The organism is Chryseobacterium sp. ISL-6 (genome assembly GCF_018613715.1).
Classification (GTDB): Bacteria; Bacteroidota; Bacteroidia; order Flavobacteriales; family Weeksellaceae; genus Chryseobacterium; species Chryseobacterium paludis.
Genome location: NZ_JAGGPT010000010.1, coordinates 76643 through 94395 on the forward strand (window position 1 = coordinate 76643; position 17753 = coordinate 94395).

At 33.4% G+C, this 17753-nt stretch carries 15 protein-coding genes and 2 tRNA genes; 12 read left to right on the top strand and 5 right to left on the bottom strand.

Annotation, left to right across the window (positions count from 1 at the left end):
- Positions 1 to 12: 12 nt before the first annotated feature.
- The 4 genes from J7E44_RS18330 to J7E44_RS18345 all read left to right on the top strand — a co-directional run bounded on the left by J7E44_RS18330 (position 13) and on the right by J7E44_RS18345 (position 3799).
- Positions 13 to 1854, top strand: coding sequence for a bifunctional lysophospholipid acyltransferase family protein/GNAT family N-acetyltransferase (locus tag J7E44_RS18330; protein ID WP_214832166.1), 1842 nt, complete (start codon positions 13 to 15; stop codon positions 1852 to 1854).
- 109 nt (positions 1855 to 1963) lie between these two features.
- Positions 1964 to 2036, top strand: a tRNA-Phe gene (locus tag J7E44_RS18335).
- Positions 2037 to 2218: 182 nt separating this feature from the next.
- A complete protein-coding gene (locus J7E44_RS18340; protein ID WP_214832167.1) occupies positions 2219 to 3568 on the top strand; it encodes a DUF3472 domain-containing protein in 1350 nt (449 codons plus the stop codon).
- 158 nt (positions 3569 to 3726) lie between these two features.
- Positions 3727 to 3799 (top strand) — tRNA-Phe (locus J7E44_RS18345).
- 93 nt (positions 3800 to 3892) lie between these two features.
- On the opposite strand, the gene J7E44_RS18350 is transcribed toward J7E44_RS18345, so the two are convergent.
- Entirely contained in the window at positions 3893 to 4651 is a 759-nt protein-coding gene (locus tag J7E44_RS18350) for a response regulator transcription factor (RefSeq protein WP_214832169.1), read from the bottom strand.
- A 461-nt stretch (positions 4652 to 5112) separates the two neighbouring features.
- Between J7E44_RS18350 and J7E44_RS18355 the strand changes: the two genes are divergently transcribed.
- The 3 genes from J7E44_RS18355 to J7E44_RS18365 all read left to right on the top strand — a co-directional run bounded on the left by J7E44_RS18355 (position 5113) and on the right by J7E44_RS18365 (position 8885).
- Positions 5113 to 5286 carry a hypothetical protein gene (locus tag J7E44_RS18355; protein ID WP_214832171.1) on the top strand — a complete coding sequence of 58 codons (174 nt, stop codon included), beginning with the start codon at positions 5113 to 5115 and terminating at the stop codon, positions 5284 to 5286.
- A 66-nt stretch (positions 5287 to 5352) separates the two neighbouring features.
- Entirely contained in the window at positions 5353 to 6684 is a 1332-nt protein-coding gene (locus J7E44_RS18360; RefSeq protein WP_214832173.1) for a hypothetical protein, read from the top strand.
- Positions 6684 to 8885, top strand: coding sequence for a peptidase domain-containing ABC transporter (locus J7E44_RS18365; protein WP_214832175.1), 2202 nt, complete (start codon positions 6684 to 6686; stop codon positions 8883 to 8885). The genes J7E44_RS18360 and J7E44_RS18365 overlap by 1 nt, the downstream gene beginning before the upstream one ends.
- 57 nt (positions 8886 to 8942) lie before the next feature.
- Here J7E44_RS18365 and J7E44_RS18370 read toward each other — a convergent pair whose 3' ends face one another.
- The 3 genes from J7E44_RS18370 to J7E44_RS18380 all read right to left on the bottom strand — a co-directional run bounded on the left by J7E44_RS18370 (position 8943) and on the right by J7E44_RS18380 (position 11916).
- On the bottom strand, positions 8943 to 9623 hold the full coding sequence (locus J7E44_RS18370; protein WP_214832177.1) for a hypothetical protein: 681 nt from the start codon (positions 9621 to 9623) through the stop codon (positions 8943 to 8945).
- 2 nt (positions 9624 to 9625) lie between these two features.
- Positions 9626 to 10645 (bottom strand): alpha/beta fold hydrolase, encoded by a 1020-nt coding sequence (locus J7E44_RS18375; protein ID WP_214832180.1) that lies wholly within the window; start codon positions 10643 to 10645, stop codon positions 9626 to 9628.
- Positions 10646 to 10809: 164 nt separating this feature from the next.
- Positions 10810 to 11916 (bottom strand): helix-turn-helix domain-containing protein, encoded by a 1107-nt coding sequence (locus tag J7E44_RS18380; protein WP_214832181.1) that lies wholly within the window; start codon positions 11914 to 11916, stop codon positions 10810 to 10812.
- Positions 11917 to 12145: 229 nt separating this feature from the next.
- Between J7E44_RS18380 and J7E44_RS18385 the strand changes: the two genes are divergently transcribed.
- The 3 genes from J7E44_RS18385 to J7E44_RS18395 are packed head-to-tail and all read left to right on the top strand — an operon-like array spanning position 12146 to position 14182.
- Positions 12146 to 13321 carry a thioredoxin family protein gene (locus J7E44_RS18385; protein WP_214832183.1) on the top strand — a complete coding sequence of 392 codons (1176 nt, stop codon included), beginning with the start codon at positions 12146 to 12148 and terminating at the stop codon, positions 13319 to 13321.
- A gap of 5 nt (positions 13322 to 13326) precedes the next feature.
- Positions 13327 to 13971, top strand: coding sequence for a DUF3575 domain-containing protein (locus tag J7E44_RS18390; protein ID WP_214832185.1), 645 nt, complete (start codon positions 13327 to 13329; stop codon positions 13969 to 13971).
- A 4-nt stretch (positions 13972 to 13975) separates the two neighbouring features.
- Complete coding sequence (locus J7E44_RS18395) at positions 13976 to 14182, top strand: hypothetical protein (RefSeq protein WP_214832187.1); 207 nt, start codon at positions 13976 to 13978, stop codon at positions 14180 to 14182.
- On the opposite strand, the gene J7E44_RS18400 is transcribed toward J7E44_RS18395, so the two are convergent.
- Positions 14179 to 15375, bottom strand: a complete 1197-nt coding sequence (locus tag J7E44_RS18400) for an exo-beta-N-acetylmuramidase NamZ family protein (RefSeq protein ID WP_214832189.1) — start codon at positions 15373 to 15375, stop codon at positions 14179 to 14181. The genes J7E44_RS18395 and J7E44_RS18400 overlap by 4 nt on opposite strands.
- A 4-nt stretch (positions 15376 to 15379) precedes the next feature.
- Here J7E44_RS18400 and J7E44_RS18405 point away from each other — a divergent pair, with 4 nt between their 5' ends.
- Entirely contained in the window at positions 15380 to 16609 is a 1230-nt protein-coding gene (locus J7E44_RS18405) for an ABC transporter permease (protein WP_214832191.1), read from the top strand.
- Between the two features lie 144 nt (positions 16610 to 16753).
- On the top strand, positions 16754 to 17737 hold the full coding sequence (locus J7E44_RS18410) for a PLP-dependent cysteine synthase family protein (protein ID WP_214832193.1): 984 nt from the start codon (positions 16754 to 16756) through the stop codon (positions 17735 to 17737).
- The last annotated feature ends 16 nt before the right edge of the window (positions 17738 to 17753 follow it).

A 17753-nucleotide genomic window follows, 5' to 3' on the forward strand; every position in this document is an offset into this window, starting at 1 on the left:
GACTAAACACATATGAGCTTAATTTCGAAAAATGATTTAATCCAAGCTTCCGGCTTAAGTAAAATAGGATTTCTAAAGAATCCTGTAGCATCTGCTATCATGAGCGTTGCTAAAATAAATGAAGTCAACAGATTATATGATAAACTAAAAGACAGGGAAGGTAAAGACTTTTTCGATTCATTTGTAAGGGAGAGAAACTTAAGCTATATCGCATTTGAAGAAGATTTAGCTAAGATCCCAAAGACAGGACCATTTATCCTGGTTTCCAATCATCCGCTTGGGGCAATTGATGGAATCTTAATGTGTAAAATATTATTAGAAGTACGTCCTGATTTTAAAGTAATGGGTAATTTTCTATTAGAGAAAATAAAACCTATGGAACCTTATGTAATTTCTGTAAATCCTTTTGAAAACAGAAAGGGAGCTTACAGCAGTTCTTCAGGAATGCGTGAGACTTTAAAACACATTGAAAATGGAGGTTGTGTTGGTATTTTCCCAGCAGGGGAAGTTTCAAACAAAAACAATGCTTATAGTGAGATCTTAGACAGGGAATGGGAAAAACCAGCTTTAAAATTGATTAAAATGGCAAAAGTACCGGTTGTTCCGATGTACTTCCATGCCAAAAACAGCACATTATTTTATCAGGTGGCAAAACTGCATGCGAGTTTGCAAACATTAATGTTACCATCTGAAATGATGAATGACAGAGAAAAACCCATCCGTGTAAGAATAGGTAAACCCATTGCTGTAAAAGCCATGGATGAGATGGAAAATATTGAGGAGCTAGGTGAATTTTTAAAACGTAAGGTGTATATGATGAAATCTTACTATGAAAAAAGAAAATCACTTGCCCAGGTTATAAATCTTCAAAATCTATCTTTAAAATTCCCTTTACTTAAGGAGGAAAATATTGTACAAAATATCATTGATGAAACGCCTAAAGAAAATATTCTAAATGATATTAGTAAGCTGAGAGGTACTGATAAGATGCTTTTCAGTAACGGCAATTATGAAATCTATTTCACTACATATGAGGAGATCCCTTCTGTAATGAGGGAAATAGGCAGACAGAGAGAGCTTACTTTCCGCGCCGTGGGAGAAGGGAGTAATTTACCTTTTGATCTCGACGAATATGATAAGCATTACCACCATCTTTTCCTTTGGGACAGTACTGCAGAAATGCTGGTTGGAGCCTATCGTATGGCCTTAGGTAAAGATGTTATGAAAAAATATGGCATTAAAGGATTTTATACCAGTTCACTTTTTGAATTCGAACAGGATATCCATCCTTTCTTCAAAAAAGTGATTGAAATGGGAAGAGCGTACATCTGTCAGGAATATCAGCAAAAACCGCTTCCACTCTTTTTATTATGGCGTGGAATCGTTCATGTGTGCTTGAGAAACCCTGATCATAAGTTCCTTATGGGTGGAGTAAGTATTTCGAATAAGTTTTCAGAGTTTTCAAAATCTTTGATGATCGAATTCATGCGTTCAAATTATTATGATGGTGCAGTTGCCCAATATATTACGCCCAGAAATGAATATAAAGTGAAGCTTAGAGATCGTGACAAAAATATCTTTTTTGAGGAAATGGAATCTGATCTTAATAAGCTGGATAAAATCATTGATGATCTTGAACCGGAGTTAAGACTGCCTGTTTTGATCAAAAAATACATCAAGCAAAATGCAAAAGTAATTGCATTTAATGTAGATCCTAATTTTAATGATGCAATAGATGGACTTATGTATATCCGAATCAGTGATCTTCCGGAAAGTACGATTAAGCCTGTATTAGAAGAAATGAGTGAGCAAATCAGAAAGGAACAGGAAAATAATCCAGCTGAGAATCAGTAGGTTTTTATTTAAACTATAAAAAAATTCCATTAATACTTGCTTCATATACCAAAACTTACTACTTTTGCATCACTTTAAAACAACGAAGTAAGACAAACAAAAATATAATGGTTTCTTAGCTCAGTTGGTAGAGCAATGGATTGAAAATCCATGTGTCCCTGGTTCGATTCCTGGAGAAACCACAAACCACCTTTTTAAGGTGGTTTTTGTTTTATATACAACCCACCATCTTATACTCCACCCCTCTTTTTTTTATTGAAACAATATGAATTTACTTATAATTTAATCAACAATGTGAGAATTAATTTTTTATTCTATAGATAAAAAATTAAATTAGTGCTGTAAATCCAATCACAAATAAATTATGAGACTAAAACTATTGACAGAGATCTTTTTAGGTATTGCTTTTCTTGTTTTTCAGTCGTGTGCAGAAAATAATAGCATAGCCACGGAAGACACCATTTCTAAACAAAATAAAGCATCTTCTTTAATAAACAATCCACCATTCAGTGTTCCGGTAGCTGGAAATTCATTTCTGACCGTAAAGCCTTCCGGAGCCAATGAGGTAATCACATCTGCCAAATTAGCCAACTGGACCAATCCCAATACGGTTATTAGTACTTATTTCAGACTAAGCAATACTGGAACGTTAAATATCGGATTAAAGGCTTCAGTCCCTTCCGGTAGTAGCATAGTTAAAGTAACGATTGGTAATGAATCTAAGAACATTACATTAACAGGATTGGCTTATACCAATTATACTGTGGGAGATTTTACCATTTCTAACCCAGGTTATGTAAAAGTTGATCTTCAAGGGGTATCTAAAACAGGAGGTTACTTTGCGGACCTCACCGATATTTTAGTTAGTGGATCCGCAGCCACAGGAACTCATATTTTCAGTAATGATCCCTCATATTATTACTGGGCTCGTAGAGGGCCTTCCTGTCACTTGAATTACACGATCCCAACAAATACCAATGTAAGTTATTATTATAACGAAGTGACAATTCCCATTGGTGAAGATAAGATCGGCTCTTATTTTATGGCAAACGGCTTCAAAGAGGGCTACTTTGGGATGCAGGTTAATTCTGCCACTGAAAGAAGGATTTTATTCTCTGTATGGAGCCCATTTGAAACAGACGATCCCAATAATATCCCACCCGATCACAAGATTGTGTTAAACAGAGCAGGTAGTGGAGTTAGTATTGGAGAGTTTGGTAATGAAGGCTCAGGAGGACAGAGTTATTATAAATATAATTGGACAGCTGGACAGACCTATAAATTCTTATTAAAAGGTGAACCTGATGGAAATGGAAAAACGGATTATACAGCATGGTTCCTCTCTCCAGAAACCACTTCCTGGAAACTCATTGCCAGCTGGAAGAGGCCACAAACCAGCACTTATCTTAAAGGATTCTACAGTTTCGTAGAAAATTTTGAACCTGAGAATGGATATCAGGGAAGAAAGGTAGAATTTAAAAATCAGTGGGTAAGAACCTCTTCTGGAAACTGGATGGCAATTTCAGGAGCGAGATTCAGTGTGGATAATACTTATAATGCAGAGCAAAGGATAGATGCTATGGGTGGAATAAATGGTAACGCATTCTTTTTACAAAATGGAGGATTCTTTAATACTGTTGTAAACCCAGGAACTCAGTTTTCGGTTACAGCACCAACACAAGCTCCCAATATAGATTTTTCAAATCTTCCATAAAACATTCATATAAGAGATATAACCTGCTATTACCATTTGGGAAAAATAATAGCAGGCTTTTATTTTTATACATTTTTTTAATTTTTATTGCATGATATAGTAAAAATTACTATTTTTGCACCCACTTTAAACAACGAAGTAAGCCAAACAAACATATTGGTTTCTTAGCTCAGTTGGTAGAGCAATGGATTGAAAATCCATGTGTCCCTGGTTCGATTCCTGGAGAAACCACAAAACCACCTAATTAGGTGGTTTTTTGTTTTTATTTTAATTGAACAGTTAGTTTAAGATACACTACTGAATTCTTAAATATCATTCATCTCTCTATAGCAATTTATTATTGGTTACAAATGCCAATGCTTCTGAGATATTAGTTACCTGCATTTTTTCAAATAATTTCCTGCGATGAAATTTTATGGTATCAGGAGAAACAAAAATTTTCTCTGCTATTTTATTAATGGTGTAACCTTGTGCGTGATATCGTAAAACATCCAGTTCCCTTTCCGTTAATTTTATTTTTTTCTCGTTTCTCCATACCCCCTCCTTAGTATCATATCTCCAATAGTCATTCGTACCTTGTTTAGAAATGGTAATATTTCCGGAATTGGTATTTGTGGAAAGGGAAACTACACCCATCGCTTTCCATATCTTCCCTTCTTCTGTAAGAAAAAGTGGAGTCAATTTCTGATTTACTAAAAAAGCCTTATTATTATTCAACAAGTGAATATCATAAGAAAGCGTATAGTATTTTCTCTCATCAGCCGGAATCTTTTCATAGAACTCAAATCCTATCTGGTTAACTTTTGATAATAAATCTGCATCACTTTTCTGTACATACTTAAAATAAAAATCATATCCCATATTCTTGACTTCTTCGGCAGTATTCCCACAAAGGAATAATGGATTTTCGGAAACATATTCAAAATTCCTTTTTTGATAGTCAATAATATATACACTCATATAAATTGCCCTGGAAAATGCATCTGTCACTTCCAGATAATTACTCGATTGTGAAGTTTCTTCACGCAAGACCCCCTTGACTTTAGTTTCAGAGAAAAAAAAGTCATTAAAAATTTCACTCATAAATTTAAGTTTGGTTATAGTTTTTTCATGATTAATTTAATTTAAATGATAATTCTACACTAAAGTGTAGCATTCAGTTAAATCAATCCATATAAATTTATGAAAAATAATTCCCATGAGCAAGACATCTTTACATAAATCAATTCACAATTATTTGAAATTAAAATTGACTGTAACTACTGACAATATTGTATGTTCTTATAGTCCGAAAATAAATACATTTCACTATGAAGAGTATTATACGTATAAAACAGTATAAAATGAAAAATACTATTCTTTTTTATACAATGAAAATAATCTAGCAATCTTTTTAAAATACACACCAGTCTTCTCTTTCATTTTTACTAAAGAAAAATAAAATGAGATAGATGTTAAAAATATTTTCTTGCAAGAAGAGACCGACGAAGGGGCTAATGTCTATAAACTTTGAACCATAAAAATCATTTTAAAAATTTATTATCATGAAAAAAGCAAAATTTAACGCAAAAGAGTTCTTAAAGGTAAAAACTCTTTCTCCACTTGAGCAAAATCAATTAAGAGGAGGATTCGGTGAAGCAGCTGACGCAGCTGACAACGTAGTAGTAGTACGTGTAGTACGTGTAGTACAACAAGTACAACGAGTTATCGGCTTGTAAAATGAATAATGTAATAGAGAAATTTATTTTCTCTATTACTTTTTTCCACCATTAATACATTTTAATATGAATAATAAAGAGTTTAATAAAGAGTTTTGGGAAAACTTTATTGCTACCAATAAAAACTTCACCCAAACCTGTGTAATCAAAGACGTCATTCCGGAAGATTTAATTAAAAAATTAAAAGACGCAGTGGTGGACGGCCTTGTTAATAGATTTAAAACAAAAGACCTTGATGGTTTCAGACTTTATTTTCCTTCTCAAGGGAAAGGTAAAGAAAATGCTGACTTCATTGATGAATTATATAAAAATCCACCTCTTGAAAATGAAGAAATCATTGAATACTGTAACAGAGTTTTCAAAGAAAAATTTGGATTGATCATCAATTTTCTGGAGAGACATTCTAATTTCATATCCAAAGAATTACGATTAATCACTGAGCCTTTGCTTGAAATCATTGGCATTCCTGCAACAGGAGTAGATGTAACTGTATTTATAGGAAATTACGGATGGACACCTCTTGGAATTCATCAGGATCATAAAGGGGAAAATGTTTTACATTTCCATTTAGGCCCTGGTGATAAAACAATGTATATCTGGGATCAGGAAAAGTACAAAGACCTTACAGGTACAAAACATAATAATTTTGAAATAGAGCCTTTATTGGAACATGCTGAAAAATATGATTTTGGAGCAGGAGATTTATTTTTCATGCCTTGGAACAAGTTTCATATAGGTAAAAGTGATGATCTTTCTGTAGGGGTAACTTTTTGGTTCAACAATCCATCAAAAGTAAAATTCTTTGATAGAATACTTAATACCTTCTACAGAGATTACATTGATATTAATAAGGACATAATTGAACCACAACACAATTTCCTGGAAAACAATGAGACATTCGATGAATTTTTGTCTATTTTGAAAATCGACGAAGAGATACTTAACGGATCCACAAGATCATTCTTCAAATATTTCTACGATGAGTTTAAGCATGGATTACTAAGTAATGCTGGTTGGCAGGCACCACCTCAATCGCGGGAAAAAGAAGACAGCTATAATATTGATGATTACGAATTCCTTCTTGAAAAGGAAATTTACACCAATAATCCTTTTAAAATGATCTACAAAATAGATGAAGCTAAAGATATGTTCTATCTATTTGTAAGAGGGTCAAAAATAGAAATGAGATATCATCCCGAGTTAATAAATATCGTTGATCACCTTAACAGCCATGAAAGCTGGAAAGTAAGTGATTTACTAAAAGATCTAGAAAAAGAATGGCCTGTGGAAGCAGGATTATACTTCCTTTCAATGATCTATGATAAAAAAGGAATTGAAATAATAGGAGAAACTCAAACTGTGAAACAAACTGAGGATATACTACTAGAAGAAAAATAATGAAATTTATCCCTCAACATGATAAAATGGACTGTGGCCCATCGTGCCTAGCTATGATAACTTCTTATTATGGCAAAGCATATGGGCTTCAGTACTTACGTGATACCTGCTTTATTTCCAGGGAAGGTGTTTCTATCCTGGGGATCAATAATGCTGCCGAAAAAATCGGTTTTAAAACAATAGCAACACAATTATCTATTGAGGATATAAAAGACGAATTTTTACCCTGCATTTTACATTGGAATCAAAATCACTTTGTTATTCTTCTAAGAATATCAAGATCTTTGTTCAGTAGAGAGAAAACATATACCATTGCCGATCCTGCACATGGAATCCTGAAACTTAAAGAAGAAGAGTTTAAAAAGTCATGGTTAAAAAACACAGATAAAGGAATCGCTCTTTTACTGGAACCCACCGAGGCATTCTTCCAAAGAAAAAATGTACCTGACAAAAAAATATCTTTGCAGTACCTATCCAGTTATCTAGGTCCTCATAAGAAACAGTTTGCCTGGTTATTTTTCATTCTTTTGATGGGAACTTTAACAACTCTGGCCTTTCCTATTTTAACTCAAAAACTAATTGATGAGGGAGTAAGCAAGAAGAATTTAGGAATTATCACTTACATCCTTGTTGCTCAACTTGCCTTTTTTGCAGGCAATATAACATTAGGAATATTCCGGAACTGGATCATGCTATATGTTGGTAGTAAGCTCAATATCAAAATTATTTCTGATTTTCTAAAGAAGTTGATGAGTTTACCTATCAAATTCTTTGAAACAAAATTCATGGGTGACTTTAATCAGAGAATACAGGATCATGAAAAGATAGAGCTGTTTTTGACTTCCAACAGTCTGGTTACCATTTTTTCGATGATCACATTTTCGGTATTTTTTGTAGTCTTATGGACTTATGATTTCCGCATTCTAGCCACGTATTTTATTCTTACTGTACTTTCTATAGTATGGTCATTATACTGGCTGAAAAAATTAAAAGTTTTAGATTATTATCGCTTTCAGGAGAAAAGTGAAAATCAGGAGTCCATTTATGAGATCATTAATGGAATATCCGAAATGAAACTTAATGAATTTGAAGATTATAAGCGTAATGAATGGGAACAAATTCAGAAAAAGTTATTTACCGTTAATCTTAGAATTTTAAAGATTGATCAAATTCAGCTTTCAGGATTTGAATTTATTAACCAGCTGAAAAATATTATTGTGATGTTCTTATCGGCTTCTTTTGTAGTAAAAGGGCATATGACATTAGGTGCATTATTAAGTGTTTCCTACATTATAGGACAAATGAACCCCTTGGTAAGTCAGTTAATAACCTTCTTTCGTTCTTTACAGGAAGCTAAATTAAGCTTATCCCGACTCCATGAAGTTCAAAACCACCCTGAAGAAGAATCCGAACAACTTATAGGTCTTGATCATGAAAAATATGCTAAGAAAAATGGAATAGAACGAGGTATATATCTGAAAAACATGTCATTTCAATACGAAGGACCACAATCTCCATATATATTAAAAGACATTAATCTTTTTATTCCTGAAGGAAAAGTTACAGCTATTGTTGGTGCAAGTGGAAGCGGAAAGACTACATTGATGAAAATATTGTTGAAATTCTATGAACCTGTTGAAGGGGAAATCTATTTTAATCATGCCAATCTAAAAGAAATATCACCACGTGATTTACGAAGAAACTGTGGTGTCGTAATGCAAGATGGTCATATCTTCTCAGATTCCATTGAAAGAAATATAGCAACAAGTGATGAAGTCATTAATGAAGATAAATTAAAAAGAGCTTTACAGATTGCAAACATCCAATCATTTGTAGACGACTTACCACTTGGTTTAAAAACTAAAATCGGAGCTTCAGGAAATGGCATTTCGGGAGGACAAAAGCAAAGGATCCTTATTGCAAGAGCGGTTTACAAAGAACCCCACTTTATTTTCTTTGATGAAGCAACCTCTGCGCTGGATGCAGAAAATGAAAAAGTAATTCATGATAACCTACAAGAATTCTTCAAGGGGAAAACGGTTGTAATTATAGCCCATCGTCTTTCGACTGTTAAAAATGCAGATCAGATCATTGTATTAAAACAAGGAAAAATCATTGAACAAGGAAATCATCAGTCTTTGGTTGAAAGAAAATCAGATTATTTTAATCTAGTCAAAAATCAACTCGAACTGGGAGCCTAATATTTTATATTAAAAAAAACAAAAAGCCGAATCTTAAGATTCGGCTTTTTATTATGATCAGAAGGGTAATTTATAATTATATCCTATTTGAAGAAGGTAAGGTAACTGAGGTTTCGTTTTAAGATCCTGAGACACTATACTCCCAACTTTCAAATAAATTTCCTGATTACTAAATGAATACCCGCCTTGAACTGAGGCATAGAAGTTTCCTCCTGTTGATGGTTCGTACCATCCATCTTTTACTTCGGGATAAATCTGTCTGTAATGATCGGAATGTTTAAAATGAGTGACAATGGCTTTATCAAAACCAACTTCCACACCTGCAAACCATTTGGGGCGGTAATATCCTATAGTACCGGACATATCCAATCCAAAATTCATAAGCTGTATATTTTCATTTTCATATTTTCGAAAAATCCCTTGAGCTTTAGTCGAGAACTGTAAATTTTGAATTTTCAGCCATCTTACATTCGCTCCTGCCTTTACTTTAAAATCATCAAACAACCGATCACCTGCCGGTACTGAGATTTCCACATTAGCAATAGTAGGAAACAATTTACTATTAAATTTATACCCATATCCAAGTCCAACCACAGCTCCGTACTCTGCACCGATATTAGCATTAAGAATATGCCTTTCACGATCAATAAGTGCCCCCCAATTCACAGTCTGTGACTTTACTACACTAAACATCAGGCTAAAAAAAGCTATGTTGATATATAATTTATTATTTCTCATTTTTAAAGACTGTTGATAAAGTTGATCATTTTTGGTTTTGTCTGAGAGTTCCATGCATTTTGATTGGTAATAATACCGTCATGTCCTACTCCTGAAATTTTTACCCGTTCTATATGATTATAAGCTGAAGTTACTTTTTGCGCCCAGGAATCCGGATATGCTTTATTTCTTTCACTGTAAAAGAAAAGTACAGGAGCATTGTAATCCTGTAAACCTTTAGAAAAATCAGATTTGTATTGATCTCCAACCTCAAATAAAGCATCCATAACCACTGCTCCACTCCTCCAACTCATACTTGGATCAAAATCTCCTTCTCCGGTAATATTGTTCTTTGAGCTCAACATGGACATTTTATAATCTAGTACTTCATGTTGGTCATCTTTCCCGGAAATAAACTGATCTAAATAGGTTGCATCGTTAAGGATTTCACTCCATAACTTAAATGACCTTGATTCTTTTACATAATCTTTAATATCATCCCACTTTAACCCGCCAGGTTCACATAAAATAAGACCTTGAACAGCATTTGGATATTTCCCGGCATATCCTGAAGCTAACATAGCACCCCAGGAATGTCCTAATAAAATTACTTTTTGATTTGGAGTTTTCTGATAGTAGGCAATTACAGATTTCAATTCCTCATACATAAGATCAGGTGCTTCTGCTCCCAACGATGTGTAAGACTGTTTGGAAAAACGTTGTGATAATCCAGAACCTCGCTGATCATAAAATACAACCCGATATCCCTGGGCTGCAAGATCTTTACAATTCAGAAGATATCTATAATCTCCTCCTGGCCCACCATGAAGAGCAATAATAAGAGTCCCGTTTTCAGGTCCGAAAGCTTCAGAATGAAGTAGTGTACCATTAGCATTAATTGATGGTAAGGAAGAATCCTGGTCCACCGTTTTAGGTACGAGGTTCCCCGGCTCATCTATAAGCCGCCCATCTGTACAGGAAAATAACAGTGTGAAAATTGTAAAAGAAACCACCAGGGCATTCTTTTTTCTTAATGTTGGCATAGTATCGGTTTAAAATGTTTGATGCAAAGATTCATCAAACCCGAAACTTACACGCTCCATTAGGAAAGTTGGTTCACAAAAAAAAGAGAACACAAATAACTATATAACAACAACTTATGAAACATGAAACTCTTCCCTGAAAATTGAACCGTAAAAAATAAGAATTAAAAAGTTTTTTGATATTCTGTAGGGGTAACTCCAGTATATTTTTTGAAATTTCTGTTGAAGGATGTTTTAGAATTAAAACCGCATTCAAAAGCAATGGCCAGAAAAGTATATTGCTTACTATCCGGCTGTATGATCTTATGCATGAATTCTTCTATCCTTTTTTCATTAATAAGCTCATAGAAGTTTTTATTTTCTTTGGAGTTGATTACTTGTGAAAGATAGTTGGGGTGAACTTTAAGCAATTCCGCCAGTTCATTTAAAGTAAGATTAGGATTAATAAATGGCTTTTCTTCGTTTAAGACGATGAGTAATCTTGTATGTATATCTTCAATACTTTCCTTTGTCAGTCCAGATTTTTGATATTTCTTATCCTGAGAATCTGTAACATTTACAATTACCTCTTCCTCTACAACTTTTTCGGCACTAAAAAAAGAATTGGACTGATTGAAAACCTGTACTTGTTTTATGCCAAAATAACCTAACCACATAATAAAAATCACTACTGCACCATAAATGATATTGGCATTCTCGTTAAAGAGAACCAATCCCCAGATCATACCAATCCAGATGATAAGATACAGCAGCCAATTGAAGTTTATTCTTTCAGTATTTGAAAACTGCTGAACCATATTTTTCCGAAATTTATATAAAATAAGAAAGGAAATAGCTACATAAACAATACCTGAAATATAGATACCATACAATCTTAAAAGCATTTCAACATTAAATCCTCTTCCTTCATGTTTAAAAATATTCAATCTTTCGTTAAAAGAAGCAGTATAAAATGATACAAATAATAGATTGCAAATTACAAAGGGTAGAAAATGCAGTAACTGTTTTAATGAAAAAGGATTCGGAGATGTTTGTTTTTTTACATACAGATATAAAAACGGACCGTAGACAAGTGGAAGCGTAAATCCCAGAAAGACAAAAGAAGGGTATTTTGCATATTGACCGGTAAGAAATAAATAATGTGCTAGTAAGTTTATTCCAATTACCAGAAGCCACCCACTTAAAATAAAATCTGCAGAACTTTTACCTTTCTTTGTAAGCAAAAGAAATGTCAAAAAGAAAGCAATAAATATCCCGGAAAGATAAAGCATAAAGAGCTTTTATTATTTGTTATAGCGCTAATAAATTTTAATCGTCTAATTCACAAAAATAAAGAATAACTTCCATGTAATGATGACAAAAAAAAGAAAGGTTTGCTTAATCTTATCAATGTGAAATTTAGCTTCGGTTCTTAAAATTAGTTAATGTAAGATATCCGAAGACTAAATTCGGAATCTATATCTCGAAAAATACCTATCTTCGCCTACAAATTTTAATCGAATGAAGAAGCTTATCTCCGGATTTTTTGTTTTTCTCACTGTCATTCTTTTTGCACAGGAATCTATCCAATTTCAGGATCTGCCATTTAAAGATCTTGTTGCTAAGGCTAAGAAGGAAAACAAGATAATTTTTATAGATGCTTATGCCTCTTGGTGTGGACCATGCAAGCTGATGGAAAAAAATGTTTTCACTAAAAAATCAGTAGGAGATTATTACAATGCCAATTTTGTGAACGCCAGGTTCGACATGGAAAAAGGAGAAGGAAGGGAAATTGCCGCTAAATATGGCGTTCGTTCCTATCCTACTTACCTGTTTCTTAATGGTGATGGAGAATTGGTCTCTCAGAATCTTGGCTATATGGAAGAAAGTATTTTCTTAACAATGGCACAGGATATTAACTCCCCAAACAATAAAAAAGGATCTTTAAAAGATCGCTTTGCAAATGGTGAAAAAGACCCGGAATTTTTAATTAATATTATGAAATTAAATTCCACATCAGATTTTGATTTTGCAAAAAAAGCTTCTGAAAGATATTTTGAAAATAAGAAAAAAACAGAGGAGCTCTCTAAAGATGATATAGGATTCTTATTATTCTTTCTAAAATCTGTTGAAGATCCAAATTATAAAATTTTCACTTCTAGAAAGGCTGATATCATTAAATATCTTCCCGAAGAAACTTATAAGGAATTTGACCATCAGCTTATATTATCAAAAATAGTTGTTCAATCTATTGATGAAAAAAATAAAAGAATCAACGAAGATTATTTTTTAAAAACAGCAGAACCTTTGGTTGGAAAATATGATGCTGAAGTAAAACTTAATCAAACTAAGCTAAGCTACTACGAGCAAAATGCTAATTATCCTGAGTATGAAAAAGCTGCCTTAGAATATTACAAGAATTCGGATTCATTTGAGCCCAATCAATTATTGAAAGCCGCTTGGATCTTCTCTGAACATATTAAAAATACTTCATCATTAAAAAAGGCTGTTGAATGGGCAGAAAAATCCGTCATGAGAGGAGAAACATCTGAAAACACTTTTATTTTGGCGAAGCTTTATTTCTTAACAGGAAATAATGATATGGCAAAAACGTATGCTGAAATGTCAAAAAATATGGCAACACAAGCCAATAAAGATGCTACTTTGGCTGAAAGATTACTTAAACAAATCAAATAAATTTCATGAAGTACAAAATTTTAGCAGGTTTTCTTAGTCTACTTTCTATAGGAAATCTATATGCACAGGAAACAGAAAAGAATTTAGAACCTATACAGGAAAATGGAAAAAGTTTGTATGTAAAAGGCAATGCTCTTTTACTTCCAGTAGGAATACTGAATGCAGGACTAGAATATCAACTTGGCAAAAAATACACTTTACAGGGTGATGTTTTTATTTCTCCATGGAAATCTTTTGCAGGCCATGAATTCCAATACTATTCAATTTCTTTAGAAGGCAGATATTATTTTGATGAAGCCTTTAAACATTGGTATTTAGGAGCTAATCTTTCTGCTGCTTCTTTTGTATTACAAAAATGGAATTATTGGGGAAACGGCACATACACTAATGACAGAAATGAAAAATTTAAGAAATCCAATCTCTATCAAAAAGGCCTTTCTGTAATAGTTGGTGTCACTGCCGGTTATCAGTTCCAACTTTCTGAAAACTGGAACCTGGATGTTTATGCCACGGTAGGAACATCACAGGATTACTACAAAGGCTATGACCGCACTACAGGAAAACGTTATGATATAGCGCGTGAATATAATAAAAGTGGTGAGGTACTTCCTTACAGAGGTGGTATTATGATTTCGTACAAAATAAAATAATGCAATGAAGCTATTCGGAAAAAATCATATCATCATTTTGGTGATCACCTTTGTCATTCTTTTCTTGATGAATTACATCGGAAATGATGCACCTGATAAATTACAAAGGGCTATTATGACGGCCTTTGCCGGAGTAGTTGGTTTATCTATTGGGCTTTTTATCCTTAATAAAGGTAAAAATGATAAGAATCCGCCGCAGGATTTTGATTAGTTTTCGTAGACAATATATTTAGCTCTTACTTTTTCGAATTTTTCCAGGTCTGATTTCCAGGAAGCTTTGATTTCTGCAATTGATTTGCCTGCGATTATCTGTTTTCTGAATTCATCAGTTCCTGATAAAGTATCGAACCATAAATTTTTAAGGAAAAAATCCTGTTGTGGATTTTTATAGTTTTTATATGCTTTGATCACCCATTCCAAATTCAATTCTCTTAAATCTGTTGTGTAGTTGGATAAGTTTTCACCATAACATAGCTGTCCATTAAGAAAAGGATCTTTAGCTCCATAATTAGGCTTTGGAGTAAATTGATAAGGCAGATTCTTCGTCCATGGTGAACCATATACCTGAAAAGGGTTATCCGTTCCTCTTCCTACAGAAACTTGGGTTCCTTCAAAAAAACATAAGCTAGGATATAAATTTATCGCTTTATCATTAGGTAAGTTAGGAGATGGCTTATCGGAAACTGAATATCGGTGTTTTTTATGATAATTCAACATTGGAATCAACGTATATTTTGCCTGTATTCCATTTTTCATCCACTTTTCACCATTTACCATTTTTCCATATTCGCCAATTGTTAAACCATATACTACAGGAACCTCATGCATTCCTACAAAGCTTGTCCATTTTTTTCTTAAAACGGGACCATCTGTATAACCATCATGTGGATTTGGACGGTCTAACACCATTACCTCAACATTATTCTCTGCAGCAGCTTCCATAAGATAAGTTAGTGTTGAAATATAAGTATAGAATCGGACACCAACATCCTGAATATCAAAAACTACAATATCAATTCCTTTCAACTGATCAGGTTTTGGCTTTTTATTATTTCCATATAGAGAAACAATAGGCACTCCTGTTTTAGCATCTACTCCATTTTTCACCGTTTCTCCGGCATCGGCATTTCCTCTGAAACCATGTTCAGGGGCAAAAATGGCTTTTATTTTAATGTTACTTTTTACTAGGAAATCTACCAAATGACTACGATCTTTCATCAAGCCTGTTTGATTGGTGACAATACCAATTGTTTTTCCTTTTAATAATGGTAAATAAAGCTCTGGCTGGTCTGCACCAGTCTTAAAATCATCTTTAGTTTGATTCTGAGAATAATATTGGTTGAATACTCCTAAAAAAATTAGGCAAATAAGAAGTAAATTTTTAATTTTGAGATCTAAATTCATAAGCTTGAACTTTCCTTTATATTTCTCTAGAAAAATAGCGTTTTCCAAAGATAACAAAAATAATCTTTCAAGGGTTATCATCTTCATAGGCAGGCTTTCTGTGGCTCTAGGAATCATTGTTTCATTAATTACCGTATCAACAGGTTTCGGTTCAAAAAAAGCGATCAAAGAAAGACTTGCAGATTTTAGTGGGCATATTACTGTAAAATCCACACGATCAAATTCATCATACAATACTTCTGTTCTTGATAAACAGGGCCTAAATATTCAAAAAATAAAAGCGCTTCCTGATGTTGAAAGCGTTCAAAAATATGCTATGGTTACTGGTATTATGCGTAATGAGCATAATTTCGCCGGGATTATATTTAAAGGAATAGGTAAAGATTTTGACAGTGCCCGCTTTAAAAAATTTTTAATAGCAGGCAGGACTCCAAAAGTAACAGAAGAAGGTTATAACCATGGGGTTACTATTTCTCAAAAGATTGCCAATGATCTGCATTTAAAAGTTAAGGACAGCATTGTTACTATATTTTCGAAAGCTGATCAGAAACCTATTTATAGAAAATTCGAAGTCGTTGGAATTTACAGGACTGACATTAAGATGATTGATGAACAGTTTGTAATTGGCGGAATTAATCATGTAAGAAAGATTCAGGATATGAAACCTGATGATATAGGGGGACTGGATATTTTCTTTAAAAACGTTAATGATATTGATAGTGACTTTCCAGAAATTGAAAAATTAATCGGTTATAAGAACTACGCTGAAAAAGCAACTGAAAAGTTTCCCCAAATTACTGATTGGATAAGCATTTTTGATACTAATATCGCTTTGATCATCATTATTATGCTCATCGTCGTGATCATTAATATCATCATGGTTCTCTTAATCCTTATCATTGAAAGAACAAATTCTATTGGTTTATTAAAAACTTTGGGAGCAAGTAATTCCCAGATAAGAGCTACGTTCATTAATTATACCTTGATCATCATGGTTCCTGGGCTTTTATATGGAAATATTATAGGGCTGGGCTTATTATTGTTACAGAAGTTTTTTGGAATTATAAAGTTGAATCCTGAGAATTACTATGTAAGTACAGTTCCTGTTGACCTCAACCCTATTGCCATCATTTCAATTTCTGTAGGAATATTGATTATCTCTGCATTAGCATTGATTGTTCCAAGTTATCTGATCAGTAAGATTTCACCAGTTAAAGCCATTAAATACAATTAAGCTTAAATCATTTCTTATTCTTAAAAACAGAGTAAACGAATTATATAGGAAGTCCAAACTATATTATAATTGGTTCATTTTACTTTGAGGCAAACTTTATAAATAATTTTAAAGCTGTATCTTTGCAAGGCTTATAAAACAAGTATGAAATACGCAAAAAATATTCTTGAAACTATAGGAAACACGCCACTAGTAAAACTTAATAAGGTTTTGGGTGAAGACTTTCCCGCATTAGTTTTAGCCAAAGTTGAAACTTTCAATCCTGGAAATTCTGTAAAAGACAGAATGGCTCTTAAAATGATTGAAGATGCCGAAAAAGACGGCAGATTAAAACCCGGAGGAACCATTATTGAAGGTACTTCTGGAAATACAGGAATGGGATTAGCTCTTGCAGCCATCATCAAAGGCTACAAATGTATTTTTGTAACCAATTCCAAGCAATCAAAGGAAAAATGTGATATTCTCCGTGCGGTGGGAGCAGAAGTTATTGTTTGCCCAACGGATGTAAAACCTACAGATCCTCGTTCTTATTATTCAGTTTCCAAGAGACTGGCTAAAGAGACTGAAAACGGATGGTATGTTAATCAATATGACAACTTATCCAACAGAGCAGCTCATTATGAATCAACGGCTCCTGAAATCTGGGAACAGACAGAAGGAAAACTTACTCATTTTGTAGTCGGCGCCGGAACAGGAGGTACCATTACCGGATGTGGAAAATTCTTTAAAGAAAGAAATTCAGACATTAAAGTAATTGGCATTGATACTTACGGTTCTATACTAAAGGAATTCCATGAAACAGGTGAACTTCATTATGATCATGCTTATACCTATATTACAGAAGGAATTGGGGAAGATATTATTCCTGAAAACTATGATATGTCTGTTATCGATCATTTCGAAAAAGTAACAGATAAAGATGGTGCTATTTACGCAAGAAAGCTGGCTAAAGAAGAAGGGATCTTCTGTGGTTATTCGGCAGGAAGTGCGATGGCTGCGTTAGTACAAATGAAAGAGCAGTTTACTAAAGATGACGTGATCGTTGTTTTACTTCATGATCACGGTTCAAGATATGTAGGAAAGATCTATAATGATGAATGGATGAAAGAAATGGGTTGGTTAGATTAAACGATAAATAAAAAAA